The 23,302-nt window shown below is 38.2% G+C and carries 22 protein-coding genes and 5 pseudogenes; 18 read left to right on the top strand and 9 right to left on the bottom strand.

Translation table 11 applies throughout. From position 1 onward, the window contains the following. Positions 1 to 60: 60 nt before the first annotated feature. Both JCM10596_RS14460 and JCM10596_RS14455 read left to right on the top strand, forming a co-directional pair. Entirely contained in the window at positions 61 to 1,680 is a 1,620-nt protein-coding gene (locus tag JCM10596_RS14460) for a hypothetical protein (RefSeq protein WP_025027747.1), read from the top strand. 149 nt (positions 1,681 to 1,829) lie between these two features. After that, positions 1,830 to 3,383: a right-handed parallel beta-helix repeat-containing protein gene (locus JCM10596_RS14455; RefSeq protein WP_025027746.1), complete on the top strand. Its 1,554-nt coding sequence runs from the start codon at positions 1,830 to 1,832 to the stop codon at positions 3,381 to 3,383. A 195-nt stretch (positions 3,384 to 3,578) separates the two neighbouring features. Here JCM10596_RS14455 and JCM10596_RS14450 read toward each other — a convergent pair whose 3' ends face one another. Continuing rightward, positions 3,579 to 4,127 carry a hemerythrin domain-containing protein gene (locus JCM10596_RS14450; protein WP_369345645.1) on the bottom strand — a complete coding sequence of 183 codons (549 nt, stop codon included), beginning with the start codon at positions 4,125 to 4,127 and terminating at the stop codon, positions 3,579 to 3,581. A gap of 174 nt (positions 4,128 to 4,301) precedes the next feature. Between JCM10596_RS14450 and JCM10596_RS14445 the strand changes: the two genes are divergently transcribed. Together JCM10596_RS14445 and JCM10596_RS25705 are read left to right on the top strand one after the other, a co-directional pair. Then, a complete protein-coding gene (locus JCM10596_RS14445) occupies positions 4,302 to 4,739 on the top strand; it encodes a hypothetical protein (RefSeq protein WP_025027744.1) in 438 nt (145 codons plus the stop codon). Positions 4,740 to 4,808: 69 nt separating this feature from the next. Continuing rightward, positions 4,809 to 5,363 carry a CBO0543 family protein gene (locus JCM10596_RS25705; RefSeq protein WP_025027743.1) on the top strand — a complete coding sequence of 185 codons (555 nt, stop codon included), beginning with the start codon at positions 4,809 to 4,811 and terminating at the stop codon, positions 5,361 to 5,363. 30 nt (positions 5,364 to 5,393) lie between these two features. On the opposite strand, the pseudogene rsgA reads toward JCM10596_RS25705, so the two are convergent. Both rsgA and JCM10596_RS14430 read right to left on the bottom strand, forming a co-directional pair. Next, positions 5,394 to 6,421, bottom strand: a pseudogene (gene rsgA / locus JCM10596_RS25700) (ribosome small subunit-dependent GTPase A). 315 nt (positions 6,422 to 6,736) lie between these two features. After that, entirely contained in the window at positions 6,737 to 7,285 is a 549-nt protein-coding gene (locus tag JCM10596_RS14430; RefSeq protein ID WP_025027742.1) for a CBO0543 family protein, read from the bottom strand. Positions 7,286 to 7,440: 155 nt separating this feature from the next. On the opposite strand from JCM10596_RS14430, the gene JCM10596_RS14425 reads away from it, so the two are divergent. The 4 genes and pseudogenes from JCM10596_RS14425 (at position 7,441) to JCM10596_RS14410 (ending at position 10,323) form a co-directional block, all read left to right on the top strand. Beyond that, positions 7,441 to 7,938 (top strand): CBO0543 family protein, encoded by a 498-nt coding sequence (locus tag JCM10596_RS14425; protein WP_025027741.1) that lies wholly within the window; start codon positions 7,441 to 7,443, stop codon positions 7,936 to 7,938. Positions 7,939 to 8,026: 88 nt separating this feature from the next. Continuing rightward, positions 8,027 to 8,350, top strand: coding sequence for a prenylated flavin chaperone LpdD (gene lpdD / locus JCM10596_RS14420; protein ID WP_025027740.1), 324 nt, complete (start codon positions 8,027 to 8,029; stop codon positions 8,348 to 8,350). A gap of 80 nt (positions 8,351 to 8,430) precedes the next feature. Further along, positions 8,431 to 9,566: pseudogene (locus JCM10596_RS25695) on the top strand (TIGR04053 family radical SAM/SPASM domain-containing protein). Positions 9,567 to 9,603: 37 nt separating this feature from the next. Next, on the top strand, positions 9,604 to 10,323 hold the full coding sequence (locus JCM10596_RS14410) for a YwiC-like family protein (protein ID WP_025027739.1): 720 nt from the start codon (positions 9,604 to 9,606) through the stop codon (positions 10,321 to 10,323). A gap of 38 nt (positions 10,324 to 10,361) precedes the next feature. On the opposite strand, the gene JCM10596_RS14405 is transcribed toward JCM10596_RS14410, so the two are convergent. Then, entirely contained in the window at positions 10,362 to 10,916 is a 555-nt protein-coding gene (locus JCM10596_RS14405) for a helix-turn-helix domain-containing protein (protein WP_025027738.1), read from the bottom strand. 123 nt (positions 10,917 to 11,039) lie between these two features. Here JCM10596_RS14405 and JCM10596_RS14400 point away from each other — a divergent pair, with 123 nt between their 5' ends. From JCM10596_RS14400 to JCM10596_RS14380, 5 genes are all read left to right on the top strand, one after another. Beyond that, a complete protein-coding gene (locus JCM10596_RS14400; protein ID WP_051541329.1) occupies positions 11,040 to 11,783 on the top strand; it encodes an AzlC family ABC transporter permease in 744 nt (247 codons plus the stop codon). Further along, the gene (locus tag JCM10596_RS14395) at positions 11,776 to 12,084 is read left to right on the top strand and encodes an AzlD domain-containing protein (RefSeq protein ID WP_025027736.1); all 309 of its coding nucleotides are present in this window, start codon (positions 11,776 to 11,778) and stop codon (positions 12,082 to 12,084) included. Before JCM10596_RS14400 ends, JCM10596_RS14395 begins: the two co-directional genes overlap by 8 nt. Positions 12,085 to 12,209: 125 nt before the next feature. Next, positions 12,210 to 13,199, top strand: coding sequence for a ketoacyl-ACP synthase III (locus tag JCM10596_RS14390; protein WP_025027735.1), 990 nt, complete (start codon positions 12,210 to 12,212; stop codon positions 13,197 to 13,199). 169 nt (positions 13,200 to 13,368) lie between these two features. Continuing rightward, positions 13,369 to 13,731, top strand: a complete 363-nt coding sequence (locus tag JCM10596_RS14385; protein ID WP_034681413.1) for a hypothetical protein — start codon at positions 13,369 to 13,371, stop codon at positions 13,729 to 13,731. 144 nt (positions 13,732 to 13,875) lie between these two features. Continuing rightward, positions 13,876 to 15,753 carry a flagellar assembly protein A gene (locus JCM10596_RS14380; protein WP_025027733.1) on the top strand — a complete coding sequence of 626 codons (1,878 nt, stop codon included), beginning with the start codon at positions 13,876 to 13,878 and terminating at the stop codon, positions 15,751 to 15,753. A gap of 8 nt (positions 15,754 to 15,761) precedes the next feature. Here JCM10596_RS14380 and JCM10596_RS28030 read toward each other — a convergent pair whose 3' ends face one another. The 3 genes from JCM10596_RS28030 to comA form a co-directional block, all read right to left on the bottom strand. Then, a complete protein-coding gene (locus JCM10596_RS28030) occupies positions 15,762 to 16,229 on the bottom strand; it encodes a hypothetical protein (protein ID WP_025027732.1) in 468 nt (155 codons plus the stop codon). 79 nt (positions 16,230 to 16,308) lie between these two features. Further along, positions 16,309 to 16,773, bottom strand: a complete 465-nt coding sequence (locus JCM10596_RS14370) for a DUF441 domain-containing protein (protein ID WP_199900144.1) — start codon at positions 16,771 to 16,773, stop codon at positions 16,309 to 16,311. Between the two features lie 59 nt (positions 16,774 to 16,832). Beyond that, positions 16,833 to 17,630: a phosphosulfolactate synthase gene (gene comA / locus JCM10596_RS14365; RefSeq protein ID WP_025027730.1), complete on the bottom strand. Its 798-nt coding sequence runs from the start codon at positions 17,628 to 17,630 to the stop codon at positions 16,833 to 16,835. Between the two features lie 192 nt (positions 17,631 to 17,822). Between comA and JCM10596_RS14360 the strand changes: the two genes are divergently transcribed. Then, entirely contained in the window at positions 17,823 to 18,122 is a 300-nt protein-coding gene (locus JCM10596_RS14360) for a hypothetical protein (protein ID WP_025027729.1), read from the top strand. Between the two features lie 101 nt (positions 18,123 to 18,223). Here JCM10596_RS14360 and JCM10596_RS31420 read toward each other — a convergent pair whose 3' ends face one another. Further along, the gene (locus JCM10596_RS31420; protein ID WP_369345646.1) at positions 18,224 to 18,736 is read right to left on the bottom strand and encodes an MFS transporter; all 513 of its coding nucleotides are present in this window, start codon (positions 18,734 to 18,736) and stop codon (positions 18,224 to 18,226) included. Next, a pseudogene (locus tag JCM10596_RS31415) lies at positions 18,731 to 19,436 on the bottom strand (MFS transporter); the annotation flags it as partial. The pseudogene JCM10596_RS31415 and the gene JCM10596_RS31420, both read right to left, overlap by 6 nt. 244 nt (positions 19,437 to 19,680) lie before the next feature. Between JCM10596_RS31415 and JCM10596_RS14350 the strand changes: the two are divergent. The 4 genes and pseudogenes from JCM10596_RS14350 to JCM10596_RS14335 all read left to right on the top strand — a co-directional run. Further along, the gene (locus tag JCM10596_RS14350; RefSeq protein ID WP_025027728.1) at positions 19,681 to 20,382 is read left to right on the top strand and encodes a phosphoadenylyl-sulfate reductase; all 702 of its coding nucleotides are present in this window, start codon (positions 19,681 to 19,683) and stop codon (positions 20,380 to 20,382) included. A 22-nt stretch (positions 20,383 to 20,404) separates the two neighbouring features. Then, positions 20,405 to 21,564, top strand: a pseudogene (gene sat / locus JCM10596_RS25680) (sulfate adenylyltransferase). Between the two features lie 120 nt (positions 21,565 to 21,684). Continuing rightward, a complete protein-coding gene (locus JCM10596_RS25675) occupies positions 21,685 to 22,389 on the top strand; it encodes a spore coat protein (RefSeq protein WP_025027727.1) in 705 nt (234 codons plus the stop codon). 200 nt (positions 22,390 to 22,589) lie between these two features. Next, positions 22,590 to 23,267: pseudogene (locus tag JCM10596_RS14335) on the top strand (ABC transporter ATP-binding protein); the annotation flags it as partial. Between the last annotated feature and the right edge of the window lie 35 nt (positions 23,268 to 23,302).

Here is a 23,302-nt window from a genome sequence, read left to right as displayed (position 1 = left end):
CTCCTTCTTTATGGCTGGAGTTTTTCCAATTTTAAAATATAAAAAGGAGAGAAAAAAGCTATGGATTGTGTAAATAAAATAAACGAGTTGAGCAAGAAGAATAACGTAAGTGAAGAATGGGTTCAGGCAATGTCGCAGGATGATGAAAAGAGACCACTTATCTCTAAAGAACCAAAAACCATTAGAATAGGAGTTGATTTTCCGAAGATTCAAGATGCTCTAGACACCATTCCTCTTTTTCTTAAACATAATTATAGGATTGAAATTCCTGATGGTGATTATTCTGATGAAGATTTAGTGATTCCTTCTTATGTAGCGACTAATCCAACAAGTATTCAGGGAAGTTCTTTACACTTGAAATTAATAGGTAACAAAACGAATCCGGGAAATGTACTCATTGGAAGTATTCACGTCTGTCCTACTCATGGAGTAGCTGATCCTTTTATGGAAGGCTTTACGATTTGCCGCAACACACCGCATATGGATGAAGGGTACGGGATCGGAATTATGGGTAGCTCAGAAGCTGCCGTCGAGCATGTCCGGTTTTTAGAAGGTGTAACCACAGGAATAGGATTGTATAGTGCATCGGCAAAATTAACAGGGATTGATGTTTCTAATACAATATATGGTTTCGAAGTAAAAAGAAAAAGTACTGCCTATATTTATGATATTAGTGGAACGTGCAAATGGCTGATTAGTTCTCAAGGAGGACATGTAGTCTTAACACATAATAGAGCCGATTATACCCAGACGTTAGTTAGATACAGAGGTTTTCCTATGGAAACAACGATCGTTGAAAATGATAATAGGAGAACAACAGTAGGGTCTGATATTGCTAAAATAGATCCAAGAGAGGATAATCGTTTAATCCTGCCTTTAGATAGAATCATTAATGGGATTACTCCTGATCTATCTGGTTTTCAATTAGATGGAAAGATCATCGGAACTCCTACGGTTGTGACTGATGAAAGAAATCTTAAGTGGATGCGTTTCTCTAGTAGTAATGGAGAATGTGTAGAAATAAAAAATGATCCAAGGCTACATTTTACTAATTCTTTTTTCATTAAATTTCGGGTTAAACTCAATGATATTAACAAAGATTTTTCGATTAGTAAGGGAGGTCTATGGATAGAGTATCTTGCAAGTACACAAAGCTGGTCTGGTTATTTTAGGGGAGTTAATGTTAGTGAAAAGCTCTCATTAAAATTAGATAAAATAGAGGAAAATAAAGAATATATCGTTTACTTCTTTCTAGATAAAGGAAAATTGTTTTTTGGACTAGAGTTTTATTCAGAATCTTTGAAAGGTGGTAATAAATATGGTGATAAATCTATGTCTTCTAGAACTGTTCAGTTAGATGTTAATACCCAAGTATTAAATCAATCTAATGTTCTAAGAATAAATGGAAATCAAGTAGGGACAAAGAAAGGCGATGTTGATATTAGAGACTTGGTTATTTACGGAGAAATACCTTCTAACATTTTTGAAAACGGAGCAGACAAATACAACTATGAATATGCTCCTTTATCTGTAAGTCCGTTCCAACCAAAGATTTACAGCCCTATGGAGGTCACCAGTGTAGTCGGAACCCCTTCTTCTAATCCTACATCAAGTACACCATCAGAATGGATGGAGGTAATGGTAAATGGAGTTAAGAAGTATATTCCTATTTACTCTTAATTCTACTATTACAATAAATATTAGAAAGATAATTGCTTAAGAATATGTACCACATTTAAGACACTAGCCCCTACGTTCAGTAGGGGTTTTCTATTTATAGTGGATTTTTTTAAAAAAAATTGAAATATATAATGGAAAGGACGAAAAACATGACAAACAACGATTCTTATAATGCTGAAGCACTGAATAAAAGATCAATGCATGAGGTTCAACTGAATGTGAAAGATTATGGAGCTTATGGAGATGGAGAAAAAGATGACACAAGAGCCATTCAACTAGCCATAGATAGTTTGGAAACTGGCGGGATTATTTTCTTTCCTGCAGGTCACTATAAGATTTCTAGTAGTATCAACGTAAAGCCTAATAGACACTTAGTAGGATCAGGAAAAAATGTAACGATGATTGAATGGGATGTAGAGGATGTTGAATTACACTCGAATAGTACAATGCTTCGTTTTGAACAAAACACGTCTGAATCAACTAGTAGTATTAGAAACCTTTCCTTGAATCAGAAGCGTAAAGAACGAGGGCTTAAAGATGATCAGACGTACGGTGGGATTGGAGCACGTAATAATGTAATCATTGAGAATGTCCGAATTCATAACACAGTTGGGCCTGGGATTAGTAGGGCAGGAGCCTTTAATATTAAAATTAGGAATTGCGAGATTTACGACACTGGTCATCACCCAATCTACTTTTCTACGACTGAATTAGGATATGTAAGAGATATTCTAATTGAAAATTGTTATCTTGGAACTCCTGCCGATATTGAAGGTAGACATCACGGAGCAAATATTTTTAAATTACGGTTTTCAAACGCGGGTGATCGTATTGAAAACGTAATCTTTAGAGATAACAAAACTGGAGCAGCTAGGAGAGGATCGGCTATATTTATTTCTACCAAGGATGGAGATCAGCAATGTGAACTTCATGGTTTTAGAGTAGAGAGAAATCTATTTAACTTTAACAAAGAATTGTCAACAGAGATGACAAGTGCCATCTACCTTGCTGCTAACAGTAAGACAACAAAAGTTACGGTAGCGGGAAATGTAATGGTAGCAGATAATAAGGAAGCCGCTATTAGATTTCTTTCTGATAGTAATGACTCTGCCTTAATAGAAAATAATAAGATTGAGGGGTTTGGTAGAGGAATTACCCTGAGGAAAGGAGAGGCAAAATATAGAGGAAAAATAAAAGAAAATAGAATTATGGTTAAAGAGTATGGCATTGTATCATGTCACGACTTTGATGTAAAAGATAACGAAATATTTTTAGACGAGGAGAGAAGTGTAGGGATTTATAGATGTACTAACGCCAATATAATAGGAAACGTCATCCGATTCGGAACAACTACTAGTACAATAGGTATTGAATTATCGGATGGAATTGGGAATTATATCATGAACAACAGCATTATTAACGCATTTGAGGGAATCAAGAGACCTGGCTCTCGAACCTTAAGCAGTTGCTTTATCAAGGATAACACTTTCATTCAATGTTCGAATAGATACTCTAGCATAGTGAATGACACAGATACAATGAAAAATAATGTATTTGAAAGCAGTCTTAAAGATCGGCATGGTACGACAGCTAATCGACCTACTCCTCATTATATCGGTGAAAGATATTTTGATACCACTATTAATAAACCAATTTGGTGGACAGGAATCGAATGGGTAGATGCTTTAGGAATAGAGGTATAAAAAAACAATTTTGAAAAAGTAGTTAATCATTTAATACAATGCGAAATGAAGTGAAGCGTGGAAAAAAGAGGACTTTATTAGTAAAACAGGTGGAGGGTTCCGATTTCCCTCCACCTGTTTTTTGCTGATTGTTTTTATTCAACTGACCAGAATATTTCCTAAACGATTAATGATCTTTGGTTTGTTAACATATTTTTACTTCGTTTTACAGCTTGTTTGTAATTTACGTGCTAATTCTTCTTTCTCAGCATCAGAAAAGAATTTTTCCGCCATAGGAAATAACACGTTTTCTTCCTTCATGAAATGATCTGTCAGGACATGGTAAGCCTCGATAACCAACTTGGCAAGCTCTGTCGCCTTATTTTTTTCCACAGCTCCCGAAATAATAGATACTTGGTCTTTGAACGTTTTTAAATAGTTTTTTGCTGTATCATGTTCGTATTCCATAACAGCAATAGGACCGGATTCCCTACCAATGTATTTATACATCATAGGAAAAAGAATGCCTTCTTCACGATCTGAATGAGGTTCAAGCTCGCTAGTAAACTGATTTACCTTTTCCGCTAAAAAAAGAATGGTTTCGCTCCAATCGTCCGTATCTGGATTTTCCCCGATAGTATCTGCTAATATCTTCAAGTCATCCATTTGTTTTCTCAAAGGAATATGTTCGTCTTTCAACTGCTGAAGTGGTAAGCACAACTTCAATGATGGATCTCCCATTAAGCCGCAATGCATTTGTTCCATATTGTTTTCCTCCAGACAATGTATGTTGAAATCATACCTACATACTATCAAGGATTTATGATGGAAGATGTGCTTTTAATCACTAAACGGGATAAAACTAAAAAATGGTACATAGGGTTTGTGTTTTAGGTAAACCTATTTATAAGAATAGACTCCAATGAAAGGAGTTGCTGTATGATGCTCTATATGACAATGGTTATCATTTTTCTTTTGATCATTGTTTGGTTTATCCCAAAAAGGCTGCTTAGAAAGGATATCTATACGATATGGATTAGCATGTCCTATCTAGAAATCGTGGTTGACCTTTATCTTGATAAAGTTTTAGGTTTATATTACTTTGGTGGATCAAACGAAATTCATCCAGGAGCCTTGACTATTAAGCTTTTATCCGCCCCGTTATTTGCTATTCTTTTTTTAAATTATATGCCTAAATCATATGCGAGGTTTATCCCCTATTGGTTTATCTGGGCAATATTTTCCACCTTTTTTGAGTGGACAACAGTATACTTTGGTTATTTGACGTATACAGGTTGGAAATTATGGTATTCAGCTATATTCTATTTTTTCATTTTTCCAGTTATCCGTTGGCATTATTTATATACTAAGCATTGATTCTGTAGTACTGGCTATTGTATGATACAAGCTCTTTTCACAGAAGAACATCTAGAAGGAGAACGAAAGATGGATCAAAAGTACATAGAGCGTACCAATGAACTATATAAAATAGTAGATCAAACACAGTCTGAACTAATCCAACTATGGCTAGATAGTGTAGTCTTTACCCCGTTATGGTGGTTAAGTGTGGCTTTGAGCATTATTCCTTGGATTGTATGGTTTTTTTTTCATAACAAGAGGAGTAGGAACAGAATGATGTTTGTTGGTTTGTCTGTCATGCTGGTATCCTCTTTTTTAGATTTTTGTGGAGTTCAACTCGGATTATGGGTCTACTACTATGAGTTGATTCCCTGGGTACCAGCTTATGAGCCGTATGATTGGAGTCTTTTGCCTGTCGTTATTATGATGTTGATTGAGTATAAGCCGAATGCCTCACCCTATCTCAAAGGCATCATTTTTGGAGCCTTCACGGCATTTGTTGGTGAGCCTCTGTTTCAATATATAGGATTATACAGAGATATTCACTGGAGTCCTTTTTACTCCTTTCCAATATACTTTCTTATCTTTCTTTTTAGCTATTGGTTGAGTAGAAGAGACTACTTTGAAAAGGATTGGCTGTGATATGTGATCCTGTCTAACGTTTTGGAGGCTTCACATTTTAGGTCTTTTTTGTTTCTTCGTGGTTTTTCTGTTCTTTTCCTTCTCTTTTTGTTCAATATAGGCTAACTCTTTTTCTAATTTTTGAAAGCTGTGAAAACGATTTGGGTCGAGTGTTCCTTCCTCCAGCGCTATTTTTACAGCGCAGCGAGGTTCTCCTTGATGTTTGCAATCCTGAAAGAAACACTGACTAGCTAATAATTCAATATCATGAAAGGTAGACTGTAGCCCTTCATCTGTAGCCGGCAGTTGTAGCTCTCTCATCCAGGAGTGTCCATAAGAACAGCCCCATTTGGGAGCAAAATGAGCTCTCTATAGGTGGTGGTATGCTTACCTCGACCATCTTCAGTACGTATTTCATTCACCTGTTGAATTTCTTGCCCCGCTAGGGTATTAACAAGAGTAGATTTCCCTACACCAGATGAGCCAATGAGAGCAATGGTTTGCCCCTTTGTCAGGTAAGAGGCAAGTGAATCTAACCCTTGATTCGTTGTCGCACTAATGGTGCAGATAGGGACTTCATAGGCAATAGAGCGAATCTCGCTTAGCTTCTGCTCTATATTCTCACAGAGGTCCGCTTTACTTAACACAATCACCGGAGTTGCCCCACTTTCCCATGTAAGGAGCAGGTAGCGTTCCATTCTTCGTAGATTAAAATCTTGGTTCAAGGCATTGACTAAAAAAACGGTATCTATATTTGTTGCAATAAGTTGCTCTTCTGTTACTGTTCCTGCCACCTTTCTTGAAAATTTGCTTTTTCGGGGGAGAATCGCGTGGACTAATGCATGTCCGCCACTTGCTTTTAATACGACCCAATCCCCAACGGCAGGGAGCTCCACACGTCGTGAACTCTCAAAGCGTATTTTTCCTGATAGTTCTGCTAATATCTCACCTTGGTTTGTCATCACTCTATAGATTCGTTTATGTTCTTTTACAACACGTCCAACAGTAAACCCTTGAGATTCATAAGGAGTGAAGTGATTTTGTAAATCTGAATTCCAACCTAAATCTAATATATTCATGTATCTTTCCTCCGTTTTCATTAAAAAAAACCACTGAAAAAACATCAGTGGCTTAGAATGGAATGAAATTGCAATTAAAATGAAATCACAATAAAATGACATAATAAAAAGCCCTGAGAATTGGATGTCCTCAGGGCTTAACTTCTAATAGATTAGAGGATGGCACCGTGAGGACAATATGTAACTACATTAGCGTTGATCATTTCATTTTTCATAGCCCTCACTCCTTTCGAATCATAAATTCTTATTTAGAATACCAGAAAAAAACAACACTGTAAAGGAAAAATATTCTATATTTCTAGGTTTTTTGAATGGTCATAGCTTGTGATAGGTATGTCTTGTAGCGAGGAAGTGAGCGAAAAAATACAAAACAATATAGATGGGAAAAGAATAAAAAAATTCCCAATTGACTGGATCGTATAATTGTACCCAAACAAAAAATGGTTCTGCAATAAAAGCGGTAAAAGCAGAAAAGAGAAGAGCCTTGGAAAAAGGAGTAGACAATTTTTCTGTCTGAAGGAGAAGCATAACAAATACAGGGAGGAGAGAAGTATTCCAAGGGACAAATGCCGGTATAAAAGGAATGACTGAATATTGATAGTACCACAACCCAAATTGAACACCAATGGAGTCCAACCAAAATGAAATAACCATAATGAATAATCCAGCAGTTAATAGACGCATGGTACTTTCCTTTTTTCTAAAGAATCCCCATATAACCCAAGGAAGAAGAGTTAAGACAACACCCAGCCACCACTGCCAAGAAAATAATACATTCTCCAGCCATAGAGTGTTATGAATCACATTTATTTCATGAATTTGTTTAAACAATAATTCAATTTTCACTATTTCACTATTTTTCATTTTTACACCATCCTATCCCTATTCTAAAAATTCCCTAGATCAAGTGAATTTATCCTGTTTTTATCGTTGAAGTCTACTTTATTTATTAAAAAGGTGGCTCTTAATTTTTTGAAAAAGGGATATATTAAAATGGAGTATAGGTGAAGGGGGTGAGGATGATTCATTTAGGTTTTGGATTCATTTTAGGCATAGCGCTCTATTTCCGGTCAAACATAAGAAATATTCATTTATTTTACCCTACAATGGTTTATGTGGCTGTTTGTAAGTTTTTGTATGAAGTGATTGCCAACGAAAGATTTTATTTATGGAAGATTAAACCTGATTTTATTTTTGATGATTTGGGTCTTATTTTGTTTCACGCTTTATTTCTTTATCCTTTCTCCGCCTTTCTTTTTCTTCACAATTATCCACAGGGAATAAAAAAACAACTCTTTCATTATGCTTGGTGGATTGCAATATACGCTGTTTTAGAGTGGATTGCACTCCGCTATGGAAACATCACTTATTATCATGGTTGGAGCTTCCGTTGGTCTGTTTTCTTTCTAGTAAATATGTTTGTCTTGATCAGAATTCATGATCGCCATCCTTATTGGGGAATCATTCTCACAGTTATTTCAACGCTGTTCTACATGACGGTTTTTAAAATGTTTTGATGTGAGTTTCTTCATAGTTAAAAAATAGTTGGATATGCTACAGTTCAATCAGTTTTTAAACCAAGAAGTGAGAGGAAGTACCAGTGGAATGATTAGCTATCACATTAAGCAAATAGGTGAAGATTGGTTGATTTCCGTATACGGAGGAACAAAGCCTCATATTGGAGCGGTGGCGATCGCATATTGGGATGGGCAAACAGAGAGGCTATCTGCTCATGAATTACCTGGTCATAAAGAAAGGGAATTAGCGATCGAAATAGCTTCTGTTTGGTGTGCGGCTTTCCGGCAAACAGTGACCGTCACCGTGGGCATACATTTTCCAGGTGCTTCTAAGAAATTAATCCAGTATATTGTGGAGAGGACAAGAGAGGAGCTGTTTATTCAACTATCTAAATGGAAAGGAGATCCATAGAGAAAAAGTGATAAGGATCACTGTTATCACTTTAGGTCTTCAATATAATGGGCTTATCACGGACAAGAAAGGAGAATAATATGCCTTCAATTGTGGATAGAAAACCTCCTTTTCAACCAAGGGATTATAACAAGAATCCGTTTATTGTAATTTGGGAGCTTACCAGGCTTGTGAGCTTGCTTGTCTTCATTGTCGAGCAGAAGCTCAAAAAAAGCCTGATCCAAGACAGTTGTCCCATGAAGAAGGGAAGGGACTCATAGATCAAATTGCAGAAATGGATTCACCATTACTAGTATTTACTGGGGGAGATCCGTTGATGAGGCCAGATCTCTATGAACTTGCAGAATATGCTATTCATAAAAAAGGTCTCCGCCTCTCTATGACACCTAGTGCAACCCCTTTGGTGACAAAGCAGGCAATAGAAAAAGCCAAAAGTGTAGGGTTATCCAGATGGGCATTTAGCTTAGATGGATCTACTCCCGCTATTCATGATGCTTTTCGAGGGACAAGCGGTTCATATGAACTAACTCTTCGTGCGATTCAATATATAAAGGAAATGAACATTCCCCTTCAAATTAATACGACAGTTTCACACTATAATGTGGATGACTTAGAAAACATGGCAAGATTAATGGAGGAATTTGAGGTTGCGTTGTGGAGCGTCTTCTTTTTAGTCCCTACCGGAAGAGGACAAGTAGATGATATGATTACTCCAGAAGAGCATGAGAACGTCTTCCAATGGCTCAGTGTTCTAAGTTCAAAGGTTTCCTTCGATATTAAAACAACAGCTGCTCAGCATTACAGACGTGTCTTAATTCAGCATAAAAAAAGATCGAAGGGAGATCAGCCGTCCGTATTTCAAGATGCACTAAACTATGGTAAGATCCGTATAGATGATGGGCTAGGTAGAGCCCCAAAAGGAGTGAACGATGGGAATGGCTTTGTCTTTATCTCACATATTGGAGATGTCTATCCTAGTGGCTTTCTCCCAATTAAATGTGGTAATGTGAGAGAACAATCATTAGCCGATATCTATCGTTATTCTCCCGTTATGCAGCAATTGCGTAATCCAGCTCTGTACAAAGGGAAATGTGGTGTCTGCGAATTTAATAAGATTTGTGGCGGCTCCAGAGCCAGAGCCTATGCGGTCACAGGGGATTATCTGGAGAGTGAACCCTTCTGCACGTACCAACCAAAACAATGGAGAAAACAATAGTAGGTGTAACTGACTTCTAATGAAAAGAGGTGATTTGATGAAGCTATATATTCCTAGAGAGCATGGGGCATGGTCAATGTGGATCTCGCCCTTCTTTATTGCTGCATTTCTAAGTCCATGGACTTCTTTGAAAGTATTGGCATTTATAGGTGTTCTAAGCCTATACTGTTCATCTGCCTCTCTTCTTGCTCTTTTTCGAACGGCTAAACCGAAGGAATCCCCGTATCCCAGCTTACTCCTATTTTTCCTTACGGGTGCTGCTTTTTTAAGTGTTCCTATATGGATGTATCCTGAAACCCTGCTTTATGGATTGGTAGTCATTCCTTTCTTTTTGCTCAATATTTATTTTGCCAAAAAGAAAAGTGAGAGGCTGTTTCTAAATGACGTCATGGCGATAGCAGCATTAAGCTCCATAAGTATGTTTGTTGTGCATCTAGGCTTTGGTCATTTTGATTGGATTGGGGTAAAAATATGGGGGATATGCATTGCTTATTTTACTGGGACCGTATTTTATGTGAAATCATTGATTCGTGAGAGAGGAAATACTAGATTTAGACGCGCAAGCTACCTCTACCATTTAAGCTTAGTGCTCATTCCCTTCCTGTTAGGGTATTGGTGGGTCAGCCTTATCTTTCTCCCGTTCTTATTAAAAGTAATTGGAACACCAGCGCACATTAAACCAAGGGCAATGACGATTGGGATTGCCGAAATTTTCTTTTCCATTCTTTTTGTCGTCTTGACAACGCTCTTATTATGAATCGTTTACTAAGAGTTTCGCTTCGATAACTGTATGACTTAAGGATGATAGAATATGAGATTCTGAAAACGGAGCGTTTTGGAACTCTTGTTTCTATAGGTATGTGGTTTGTCCGCGCGGAAGTGAATAGAATCTCCTTCCGAAATGGTATAGGTTTCCGTATCGATTCTAAGCTCCAAGATTCCCTCTGTAACCATAATATATTCTTCTACCCCTGAGGTATGGGCTTCAGAAACATACTCACTATTTGTATCAAGACATATTGTGTAAATTTCAAATTTCTTATCCTCCTTGAAGGGAAAGATGGGATACACTTTGAAATGACCATTAGATTCTGTAATTGGAGAAATGCTAGAGAAGTGGACCATGGTCACATCTGGCTTCTCCTCTTCAACAAATGAAGAAAAGGATACCTTCAAACCCTTCGCTATTTTCCACAATATTGAGACAGTAGGATTTGATACTCCCCGTTCAATCTGTCCTAACATGGCTTTACTAACCCCAGTTAATTCTGCCACTTTATCTAGACTTAATCCCTGTGTTTTTCGAATGTGCTTCAGCTTTTTAGCTATATTTTCATTAATCGTATCCATTGAAAAAACACCTCCAAGTAAAAAAAACAATCATTGTGCGTTTTAACATACAAATGTATAATATACTACATGACAAATATTTGTGTTTGATAGTAAACAAAATTATACATGAGGGGAATAAGTATGTCCAACCAATATGGGGAAGAACATGGGCTTAAGCAGCCTTTTTTTCTAAAAGGGGTGAAGCAGGGAATTCCTGTTGCCATTGGATATGTTCCGATCGCGATCGCCTTTGGTTTATTAGCTAAATCTCTAGATATTCCTAATGTAGTTACACTTCTGATGTCCTTGATTATCTTTGCTGGTGCTAGTCAGTTTATAGGAGTCAATTTAATCATTGCAGGTGTAGCCTATTGGGAAATTCTGATTACAACTTTTATCTTAAATCTTCGTCATTTTTTTATGACTGCTTCGCTGTCACAACGAATTCCTAGCTCGACTTCTAAAAAAAATCTGGCATTGTTGTCTTTTGGCGTCACTGATGAAACCTTTAGTGTTGCTTCAACACAAAATGAAAGAGAACTTCATCCTTATTATGTTCTTGGTTTAAATATGATCGCTTTTTTTTCTTGGAATATAGGAACTTGGATAGGCGTATTTCTAGCGGTGGGTCTTCCTCAGTCTATTCAAAACAGTATGGGTATTGCCCTTTTTTCCATGTTTATTGGGCTTCTTTTACCAGCTCTTAGAAAGTCGAAGGTGATTTCAACTATTGTTTGCCTTGCGATTTTAATTAGCAGCGTTCTTCACTGGATTGTTCCTTATTTTATTGAGTTATCTACAGGCTGGTGTATTCTTATTACTACCGTTATATCTTCGGCTATGGGTGTGATTTTGTTTCCAGAGGAAGGTGCTTATCATGAGTAGTTTACTATTATTAGTGATTGGGATGGGAGTTGTTACTTATATTCCGCGTATGCTCCCTATGGTTTTTCTGAAAAAAATGTCACTATCTCCTTCCCTGAAACGCTTTTTGGAGTTTGTTCCTTATACTGTTCTTGCTAGCCTCATCTTCCCAGGGATTTTATTTTCTGTGGAGCATACTCAATCTGCCATTGTGGGAGGGCTGATCTCTATTATATTGGCTGTGCTTCGGGTGAATTTAGTCTTTATTGTATTAGGAGGAATTGTGGGGGTCTACCTTTCGGATCTTTTTATCCTGAAGTGAAAAACTCCATATGATGGAAGTTTACTTTATATATGGTATAATGTGAGTAAAGATTTGCTTTTTTTATGATAAGGTACTAATATTAGATAGTATAAGCTTATAGTAGTTAGGAGTAGATTTAATCTATGGAACAATCAAAAGCACGTGTCACTGCCATTGGAACATATGTACCTGAGCATAGATTAACCAACCATGAGCTAGCCAAAATGGTGGATACATCAGATGAATGGATTACCCAGAGAACTGGAATAAAGGAAAGAAGAATTGCAGCAGAAAATGAATTTACTTCAGATCTGGCTGTGGCTGCCATCCGAAATTTGATTGAAAGATACCAGAAATCAATGGATGATGTGGACATGATTATTGTTGCTACAACAACATCGGATTATATTTTTCCGAGTGTAGCCAGTCAGGTGCAGAAAAAAATAGGAATGAAGCAGACGGGAGCTATTGATGTTAATGCCGCTTGTGGGGGATTTGGCTATGCCTTGCATCTGGCTAATGGCTTGATCACCTCAGGGCTTCATCAAAAAATTCTAGTAATCGGATCAGAAACGATGTCAAGATCAATGGATTACGAAGATCGCTCTACCTGTATTCTTTTTGGTGATGGAGCAGGAGCTTTTCTTGTTGAACGTGATGAACATAACCCAAGCTTCCTCAGCTATCATTTAACGACAGAGGGCGAGGGCGGGATTCATTTGTACCGCTCAGGAACAGCGACAATGATGGATGGAGTAGAGCTAAAACCTACTGGACACCTAGTTCAAAATGGCAGAGAGGTATACCGTTGGGCAGTCACTACAGTTCCTCAGGGAATGCAGAAGCTTCTAGAAAAAAGCTCGTATACTCTTGCTCAAGTGGATTGGTTTGTTCCTCATAGTGCGAACAAGCGCATGATTGAGTCTATCTGTGAGAAAAGTGGCTTCCCGTTAGAAAAAACGTTAATAAGTTTAGAATACTGTGGAAATACATCCTCAGCTTCGATCCCACTTTCACTCGATATGGCTGTTCAAGATGGCAGGGTGAAAAAAGGAGATAAAATTCTGATTTATGGTTTTGGAGGAGGCTTAACTCAAGCTGGTTTATTGCTGGAATGGGGAGTCGAATCGTAGTTTGTCCTTATACCATGTTTTATTTCAAATTCCTCCTTTGTAGATGATGGAGGATAACATTCTTTAGGATCTTAACCCCAATGTAGATTGGGGTTTTTTAGTGCATAAAAATAGGACATTTGGAAACCCTGAGAAAGACTTCTTTATTCTAAATACTGGGGGTATGATCGTGAATAAGAAAAAATATTATCTTAGTATGCATACATCTATGGGAACAGTTGAAATAAGGGATGAGAAAGGTGATGCCTCCTATAACTTTGAAATAGAGGCGACCCCAGATGAAATTGCTCAAATTGAGAAGCAAGTGGTTCGAGCCAGAGATGCTGATATCGAAACCTATGTTGACTCACATTTTCTACCCTTTGGGGATACGATTGATGATGAGCATAAAATATACGATCAAGCCTTAGGGAGAATTTATGAACTGATTTACCAGCTAGGAACACCTGAAACGAAGCAACAAGTTGAACAATTAGGTCTTGTTCATGCTCTCGAAGGTTGTCCGGGAAAAAATCTGCGTGATGAAGTCTAAAGACAGTGTAGCGACTGTCTTTTCTTATTTAGATCCCCTTACCTCTCTTGAGAAGAGAGGTTTTTTGACGGAACTTGTCGAATTCTTTTCTTAATAAGGCAAGAATCAATTTCGACGAATGTATCTTGGAAGGAGCGGGTGATTATGAGCAGACAAGATGAGTTTGAGTTAAAAAAATTTATTGACGACTTATTCACTGCCGATGAGCCACTAAATAAAACGGAAGAGATTCATCAGCAGTCGCTAGTAGACGAACAAATAGCAGGTGAAGATGGATATATCATCTTAAAAGATCATCAGCTTGTGGTAAAGAACAGTATTCAAAGGGGAAGACAGCCTGTTTTGCTTCCGCATCAAGACCTGAGTATCACCGTCAATGGAGAAACAATTAACGAGCCTACCGTTGTTTATGAAAAAGATCAAATTAGTTGGGAGCTGAATAAAACCAATCCCTTTTTTGACGTGAAGATTAGTGAAGATCGGATGAAAGTCTATCTCAAACTAAATAAGTTATATAATCATCGCTTTGTGGTTAAAGATAAGGGACCGTCTACTAAATTTCAGTTTCAAGTGGATTTAGAGCCATATCCCTATAACTATCAACAATCATCTTCTAAGATATTAAGTATTTTACAGAGAAAACATATCAAGGTCGATATTGATACATCAGCTATTATGAGAGAGTTGATGTCACCTACGTATAAGGAGATTCTCGTAGCTGAAGGATTACCTCAAATCGAATCTAAGGATGGCTACATTGAAACATTCTTCTCCGTTCATGCAGAAGAGGTTCTAGAAGAGATTAACGGGAAAATTGATTATCGAAATCGTTTTAGAATCCCTTCGATCCAAGCAGGGGAGGTGATCGCTATCATCCATCCACCAAAACAGGGGAAAGAGGGCTATGATGTATTTGGTCAAGCTATTCTGCCCCAAATCCCTAAAAAAATAGAGGTTCGTGCTCGAAAAAACGTTGAAATTACTGAGGAAGGGCAAGTCATCGCTTTAAAAGGAGGAAGACCTTCCATCACCGGAACGTCAGTCAAGCATATTGATATCAGCCAGTCCCATATTATTACGGGTGATGTTGATATTCGCTACGGTAATGTGTATTTTAATGGGGATGTTGTGATTCGGGGAGATGTAAAAGAAGGCATGCGTGTAGAGGCTATAGGGAATGTATTTATTTATGGAAATGTATTCTCAAGCACAGTGATTTCTTCACAAAGCATCTATATTGAAGGAAATGTGAATAGCAGTCAGATTTATGCGGGACAGCATGGACTTTTTTTTAGTCAAATTTATAAAAGCATACAAAACTTAGAGATCGATTTTACCAAGCTTAAGCTAGCTATTACTCAGATTAAGGAGTTGCTGGTACAATCGAACAAAACCTTTACCTTTGGTCACATAGCAGCAAATGTAATAGAGATGAAAATGCCGGAAATAATGGATGAGATGAAGCAGTTTAGTGTATTGCTCAAAGCGAATGAAGAAAATGATATGCTCATTCCTTTGCGCTTAAAGCTCCTTCAAAAATTATTACATTCCTTTCGGGATGTTTCTTCGATTCGCTCACTTCAAAATGAGGAATCGTTAAATAGTATTATCTTTACCTTGAACGAAGTCATCAAAGACTCTGAAGAGGCGATTCAGTCTGAAAGCGAAGTCTTAGTTCATTTTACAAATATGTCAACGATAAAAACCAATGGAAATATCATAATCGCTAAGGAAGGGGCGTTAAACTCTCATTTGTTTGCAGGAAAGGATTGTTTGTTTGTCAGCCATAATTCGGTGATCAAAGGAGGAAAAATTGAAGCGATTGAACGCATTCAAGCAGCTAAAGTAGGGAGTGAGAAAGCGGTTCCTCCCCAATTAGCTGCTAGAACATCCATAAGTGTTAAAGAACTATATGCCGCCAAGATTAAGATGCATAATCGTTCGCAATTGGTCGATAAGTATATGCGTCAGGTTACCTTTGTCTATGATGAAGAAGAAGGGATTGTCCAAAAAGGGGAATAATTCCCCTCTCAATGCTCCAAATCAATCTCTTCGGGACCTTCTATTTCATCGTCCATATTGGCAAATTCATAGTAGGAGGGTCCAACAAAGGGATCAAGACGGGCATTCTCAGCTAGGATGGGATAGGGCAGTTGAATACGTTCGTAGGTAAGAGATGAAGGCTCCCATTCTTCTTCTTCGTCAACACTCGCTTCGAAATCCTGGACGTTATTTGCTGAAAATTGATCTGGTACTGATAGATTGTAGGATATAGAATAAAGCTGCTCTGGTGTTGGTTGATCATGTTGCTCCATAAGATTCCCTCCATAGGCTTGAATGATTTCCAGCATAGCGGTAAGGTCCTGTGGCATCCCTGTTACGAAAAGAGTGCAGTCTTTCTGTAGGTCTTGTTCAACCTGATAGCCCAGTTCCATGAGAGTGTCTCGCGCTAGGCTTGAGAGCTGTGAATGGTCAAATTGACATTGGATATAGGGCATGGATCGCTCCCCTTTGTGAAGAAGGATGTCTTTTTCCTCTTTACTATAACCCTCTTGATAAGAATACATTCACGAATAACTATAAAAAGAAGTTGATCCATTTTAGAACGGCTAAAAGAAGGGCTGTAATTCCGGCAGCCATGAGAGGACCAACGGGAACTCCTCGGAGAAAAACAATGCCAAAAATGCTTCCAATCACCAAACCGATAATCATTTCAGGGTCCACTTGTAGCAGGTGTAGCCCCATGCTATTGGTATAAGTAGCAAGGGCTCCACCAAGTAGAGCAAGGATTCCATACCACGATGTGAAAATGTGTTTTATGTCCTGCCATGTTATTTTTTCAGTGGCAAAAGGAACCAATACAGCCATGGTTAAAAATAATAGACCTATATCGAGGCTTCGGGCTTCTAAGGGGGCAAAAAGGTTTTCTAATGAGGTCAGCTTAAGAATGAGTAAAAAGCTTGCGGCTGTTGCGATGATGGGTGATTTTCCTATAAGTCCAATGATAATAAGGATAATTAGTAATATACTAGCATCCATTATACCGACCCCTGTCTATGTTTTCTATTACAAAGCTATGATTCAAGGGGACAAAGTATGTGTTATTTTTGGATTGTGTCAGAGCGTAAGCCGCGTCGTAAAGCTTCTAAGGAGTAGATCTCGTCAATTGGAATATTTCCTAGATTGACATTAGGTCCCAAGGCTCGAATAAAGGAAGATTGCTGATTCTTTTTTGGAGTTTCCCAGATTAAAGAAGAAAGATAGGGATCAAGATATTTCATTATGTTCAACATTAAGAGAGAGTCCACATCTCCCTTTTCATCATAAAGACCCACATTCTCTCCAGATTCTCTTCCTTCAACAATCATAAACTTTGCTCCTGCTTCAAGATCGTGAAAGAGGGTGTCACCAATTTCCAATAAATCGAGAGTAGAGCCCTCGATCTTTTTTCCACACTCAGTAATGACAGTAAATCCTTCATTGATGGCTTGTTGAATATAGTAATTTCGCTCTTCTCGCGATAACGTGATCGTTCCATCCGAAATTTCTACAGTTTCAAATCCCCAGCGCTTTACATGCTCGAAGTATTGACTTACTTTTCCTTGAAGAAAGGCAACCTCAAAAAAAGTACCGCCAGGATAGAGAGTGACTTGATGATCTTGAGCAATCTTTATTTTTTTTTCTAAAATAGCCGAAGGATATAATGCAGCTGTACCAAACCCTAGTTTTACATAGTCAATATAGGGTGCAGAGGTTTCCATTACATCGCTAAATTGTAGGAGTCCCACCCCTTTATCAAGGACCATGGTTAAGCCAGACTCTCTCGGTTTTTTCATTCTACAGGCAGAAGGATCCTCAAGAGAACCTGGCCACGTTTCTTGTTGTATTTGTTCAGCCATTGCGTACTCTCCTTATGGTAGGTGATAGAATATTTCATCCCCAATATATGCGTGCTTGAAAAGGAGAGTGCCTACCCGAGAAAACGGGGAGGGAAAGTATAAATATCCTCTTTTTGGTCTAATTTAGAATAATAATGGAAATTAGGCATAAACTCATACAATGAAACAGAGATTGAAGGAGGAATTCTGAACATGATCTACTTACAGCCGCAATATCGAACGACGTCTGGGGAAATCCTCAATGTCATTTCAAATAATGGTCAGCAATTAGGGTATCTGGTCTATTTGTTTAAAGACAAAGAGGATTTATATATCCTTGGTCATCTTGATGAGGTTGGAGAAAAACAAAATTATATTGACTTAATTATTCGATTTATTTCTGGATTAAAGGATGCTTGTGGTACAAAAGAAGACCCGTTCGTTCGGATCCAGTGTGGGGGAGAACAAATTGATTTACAAAAAATGATGAAAGAACAGGAGAATGAGGAATAAAGCTCCAATCCAGCTTTCGTAATGTTAGTTATAAGAACGTAAAAAACCTGAACAAAAGAGGTCTTAGGTTAAGGAGACGCTTCTTGTACAGGTTTTTTGGTTTACTCATTTTTAGATAGGGCGAGTCTTTTCCATGTGAAACTCGTTTGGTTTTCCTCTTCTATTTGGCTCCCATCACCTTTTCCACCTTTGTTTTTTACTTGAATAGCCCATAAAGTCCAGACAATGGCGATGACGACTAACACAACATTAGAGCCAAATAAGATCCAGGATTCCATGGTCATAAGCCATCCGAAAATAGGCGGTCCAAGAGCGACACCTCCGAATCGAACGCTCCCATATAGCGAAGTAATCATCCCTCTTTTGGATTTATCAACGGAACCTGTAATAAAGCTATTTATACAAGGAAGAGCGAGCCCTGTTCCCACTCCATTTAAGGCTAAGAGAGAAACTAAAATAATCAACTGATCCAGAAACATTAAGGGAATTAAAGCCCCAGTCATTAGAAGTAAACCTGAAACAATAAGTATTTTCATTAGCGGAAAGTTCTTTTTAATAAGTCTTCCTGTAATATAAGAAGTAGCTGCCATTGCCAAGAGAGGAACAGCTAGAATGTACCCTTTGGTTAAACCATTAATTTGATATTTCGTTTCGAGAATATCCGATAGATAAAATAAGACGCCGAATAGAACGAAGAGCCCAATCGTGCCAACGAAGAAAGTAGAGATCAACCAGCGACCTTCTTTTTTAAAGATTTGAATAACGGATTGTATATATTCCTTAAACTTTGGAGGTGTCGTGGTCAGAGGAGGCTCTTTGACAAAAAAGGCTAAAGCCACTAGGGATAAGACACAGAGTATGGAAAAAGCAAAAAAAGGAGCAAACCAAACAAACATCATAGCAATGAGAGTCCCTAATATGGGGCTTACCACTTTTCCCAGCCCATTTGTCGCTTCAATTAATCCCAAAGCTTTACTCTGGGAACCCCCTTTGAAAATATCTCCCACCAATGCCATCGTGATAGGCGCTGTGCCTGCTGCACCAATCCCTTGAATAACCCTTCCTGCAATCATTGTCCAATACGCTACCTGCTCCTGAAGCAACCAGGTAGACAAGCCCGCCACTAATCCACCGACAGCAAACAGGAAAAGAGAAAGGAATGATAATTTTTTTGCGTCCAAAACGATCCGATAAGTATCCGTAAAGAGGGATCATCACAGCTGCAGAGAAGCTAAAGACTGTAATGACTAAGCTCACTTGGAATTGAGTGATGTCTAATTCTTTCTTGATCTGCGGCAGAATAGGAATGAGCATTGAATTTCCTAAAACCATAATAAAAGGAATGCTGGCTAGAGCGATCAGATCTAATGTTTTTTTCTTAGACTTAGTCACGTTCATCTTCCTTCTTCTGATTTAATAAGTATCTTGCCATAGTTTCCCCGACCTGTTTGTAAATATAAAGGGAAATCCATGAAATAAGCCCAATCTCTTGAAAAAGGTATCATCCATTTTTCTATAGGCATATGTTGATTAGAGAACAGAAGGAAGGAGAACATGGATGAGTACTGAGAATGTATACAATATAGAAGCGATTGATTTGCTTGCTAAAAGGTATGAAGAATCCTCAGCTAATGAAGTCCTTAAGTGGGGGATCGAACAGTTTGGGCAAGATATCGTACTTGCTTGCAGCTTTGGACCAGAAGACTTGGTACTTTTAGATATGCTGATGAAGCTTGACCCAAAGTCTAGAGTATTCTATTTAGATACGGATCTCCATTTTCAAGAAACGTATGAAACAAGAGATCGACTCATGGAGAAGTATCAAGTTCAATTTATCCGGGTGTGTAGTGATCTAACATTACAGGAACAGAGTCAGAAGCATGGGGATAAGTTATGGAAGTCCAATCCAGATCTTTGCTGCTATTTACGAAAAGTAAAACCACTGACTCATATCCTTTCTCAGCATCAGGCATGGATTACGGGAATCAGAAGGGACCAAGCTCCAACAAGAGCCCATGCAAAAAAAATAGAATGGGATTCTAAATTTGAGCTAATAAAGTTAAATCCATTAGCAGACTGGTCGAACGATCAGGTGTGGAGCTATATTACAAAGCATCAGATTCCATATAATCCTTTGCACGATCAAAATTATCCAAGCATTGGTTGTCGGGTTTGTACCAATCCTGTACTACCAGGAGATGATCCTCGTTCTGGAAGATGGGGTGGGATGGAGAAAACGGAATGTGGTTTACACAAGTAAATGATAGGAGGGAATGATTTTGATCATAAGTAACCGACCTCATGGAGGGAGTTTAGTGAATAGAGTATTAAGTGGGGAGAAGAAGGAAGAAGCTTTTCACACCGCATCGTCTTTGCGCAAAGTGATGATTGACTCTTGGTCAAAGAGCGATATTGAATGTATTGCCATAGGTGCTTTTTCCCCATTAAAGGTTTTATGAATAAAGATGATTATGATTCAGTAGTAGAGGAGATGCGTCTAGCTAATGGGCTTGTGTGGTCTATTCCTATCCCTCTCCCTGTTGAAGAAGAGGTCTATCAGACAGTTGCACTGGGAGAGAAAGTCTGTTTAGTGGACGATCAATATGAAGCCTATGCCATTCTAACCATAGAGGATAAGTATATCCCTGATAAGGAAAGAGAAGCTCTTGCAGTTTTTAAAACGGCAGATCCTGCCCATCCAGGGGTTAAAAAGCTTTTTTCCCGACCGGATTACTATATTGGTGGAACAATGGATGTCTTTCAAAGACCGAACATCCATCCATTTGAAGAAGTTGCTTTTACTCCAGCGGATACTAGGAAGATGTTTCAGAAACTAGGATGGGCAACCGTTGTCGGCTTCCAAACCAGAAATCCAATCCATCGTGCCCATGAATATATACAGAAAGTAGCCTTAGAGATGGTGGATGGTTTGTTTATCCATCCTTTAGTTGGAGAAACAAAGTCCGATGATATTCCAGCTGATATTAGGATGAAAAGCTATCAAGCTCTCTTGGAGCATTATTATCCTGAACAGAGAGTGAAACTAGGGGCTTTTCCAGCAGCGATGCGTTATGCAGGCCCTCGGGAAGCTATATTTCATGCCCTTATTCGAAAAAATTACGGTTGTACTCATTTTATTGTAGGACGTGATCATGCTGGTGTAGGAAGCTACTATGGAACCTATGATGCTCAAAAGATGTTTGATCATTTTTCTTTGGAAGAGTTGGGCATTATTCCACTTTGTTTTGAACATACATTTTACTGCAGGAAATGTCAGACAATGGCTTCAAATAAAACGTGTCCCCATGAAGAAACGTATCATTGCAAACTTTCTGGCACACAAGTGCGAGAAATGCTGCGAAAAGGAAACGAATTGCCCCCTGAGTTTTCTAGACCTGAAGTAGCAGAAATCCTGATCCAAGGGATGGTTCGGATCGGATGAAGCTAGGTTAGCTTACCTATTTTTTAGCGCAAAAAATAGGTAATAATATGAGATCACACAGGACATAATGTAAGATGGCACAAGTTATTAGGTGTCTACTTATAGATTGGAGGAGATCTCATGCAACATTTTCAAAATCAACAGAACCAACAGAACCAGCAAAATCAATATGCCCAATTAGGTGCTCATGAAGTAATGGAGGTTCATGAAGTCTTAACGAAATCAATCAACGGGATCAATACAGTTCAGTTAATTGCTAATCAAATTAAAGATCCTCAGCTTCGAACTGTAGTCAATAACCAGTTTCAGTTTATGGTTCAGGAGTATAACTCACTAGTTCAAGCTCTAAATCAAAGAACAGGTCAAACAGGTGCACAAGCGATGAATCAGCAACGAAATTACCAGCAGGGTATGAATCAAAATATATCCATGTATCATTCACATACGAACTATACTCCTGCATACGGTTTAAATAATCCTGCGACGAATTCTCCTATTTCTTCTGCAACGGAACTACAAGATCAGGATATTGCCAGCATCATTTTAGGGATTCATAAAGCTTCGGCGGCTGCAAAAGCCATTGCTTCATTAGAATGTGCGGACCCTCAGCTTCGTCGTATGATTCTTCAAGGGGTTGTAAATTGTAACGAACAAGCCTATGAAGTATGGCAGTACATGAACCAAAAGGGATTTTATCAAGTTCCTACTTTGAAACAAACCACGACCGATACGTTTATCAATACTTTTTCAACAGCTAACAATACTCATTTAGGGCAAATCGACATGACAATGACGAATCATCATCCTGCAGGACAATATCAATAATCGTGAAGAAGAAGGGCTGCTGACGTGAAGTTAGCAGCCCTTTGTTTGTTCGCAGGACAAGAGAATATAGCAAGTAAAAGTGGGTAGTCCGTTAAAGAATGTAGAGCAAAGAATGGAGAAAAGAATCAATCTATGGTATAAACAAAGATGAAAATTGTTTTTTGGATGGATTCTAGAACATATTGGGGTTGTGGCTAAATATGACAAAAATGATCGAAGTACAAGGATTAACAAAAACATATGGACAATTGAAAGCCGTAAGAGGAATTGATTTTTTCGTTAATACGGGTGAGATTTTTGGATTGCTTGGTCCTAATGGAGCAGGAAAAACAACAAGTATAGAGATGATGGAGGGACTCAGGGAGATTGATGAGGGAGAAGTTCTGATCAATAACCACTCCGTATCAAAAGAGAAGCAGAAGATTAAGCAAATCATTGGTGTGCAGCTGCAATCCACCTCACTTTTCGAGCTTCTTACAGTAGAAGAAACCTTAGAATTATACGCTAGTTTTTATAACTTTAGTCTTCCAGTAGAGCAGATCTTAGAGCAAATGAATTTAGTAGAGAAGAGAAAAGATTTTGTCAAAGGTTTATCGGGGGGACAGAAGCAAAGATTAGCCATTGGTTTGGCTCTGATTCATGATCCAAAAGTGGTGTTTCTAGATGAACCAACTACTGGATTAGATCCTCAAGCTCGTCGTTCATTATGGGATATCATTCAAGATTTGAAAGCGAAGGGGAAAACGATCCTTTTATCTACTCACTATATGGAAGAGGCACATGTTTTGTGTGATCGATTGGCTATTATGGATCAAGGACAAATTATCGCCTTAGATACGCCTGATGCCTTAATCCAATCACTTTCAATGGAAGGTGCTACTTTGGAGGATGTTTTCTTGCAGTTAACTGGAAG

Source organism: Caldalkalibacillus mannanilyticus JCM 10596 (assembly GCF_000615945.1).
Lineage (GTDB): Bacteria > Bacillota > Bacilli > Caldalkalibacillales > JCM-10596 > Bacillus_AT > Bacillus_AT mannanilyticus.
The sequence above is the reverse complement of the archived record's forward strand: the minus strand, read 5'-3'. Positions and strand labels throughout refer to the sequence as shown.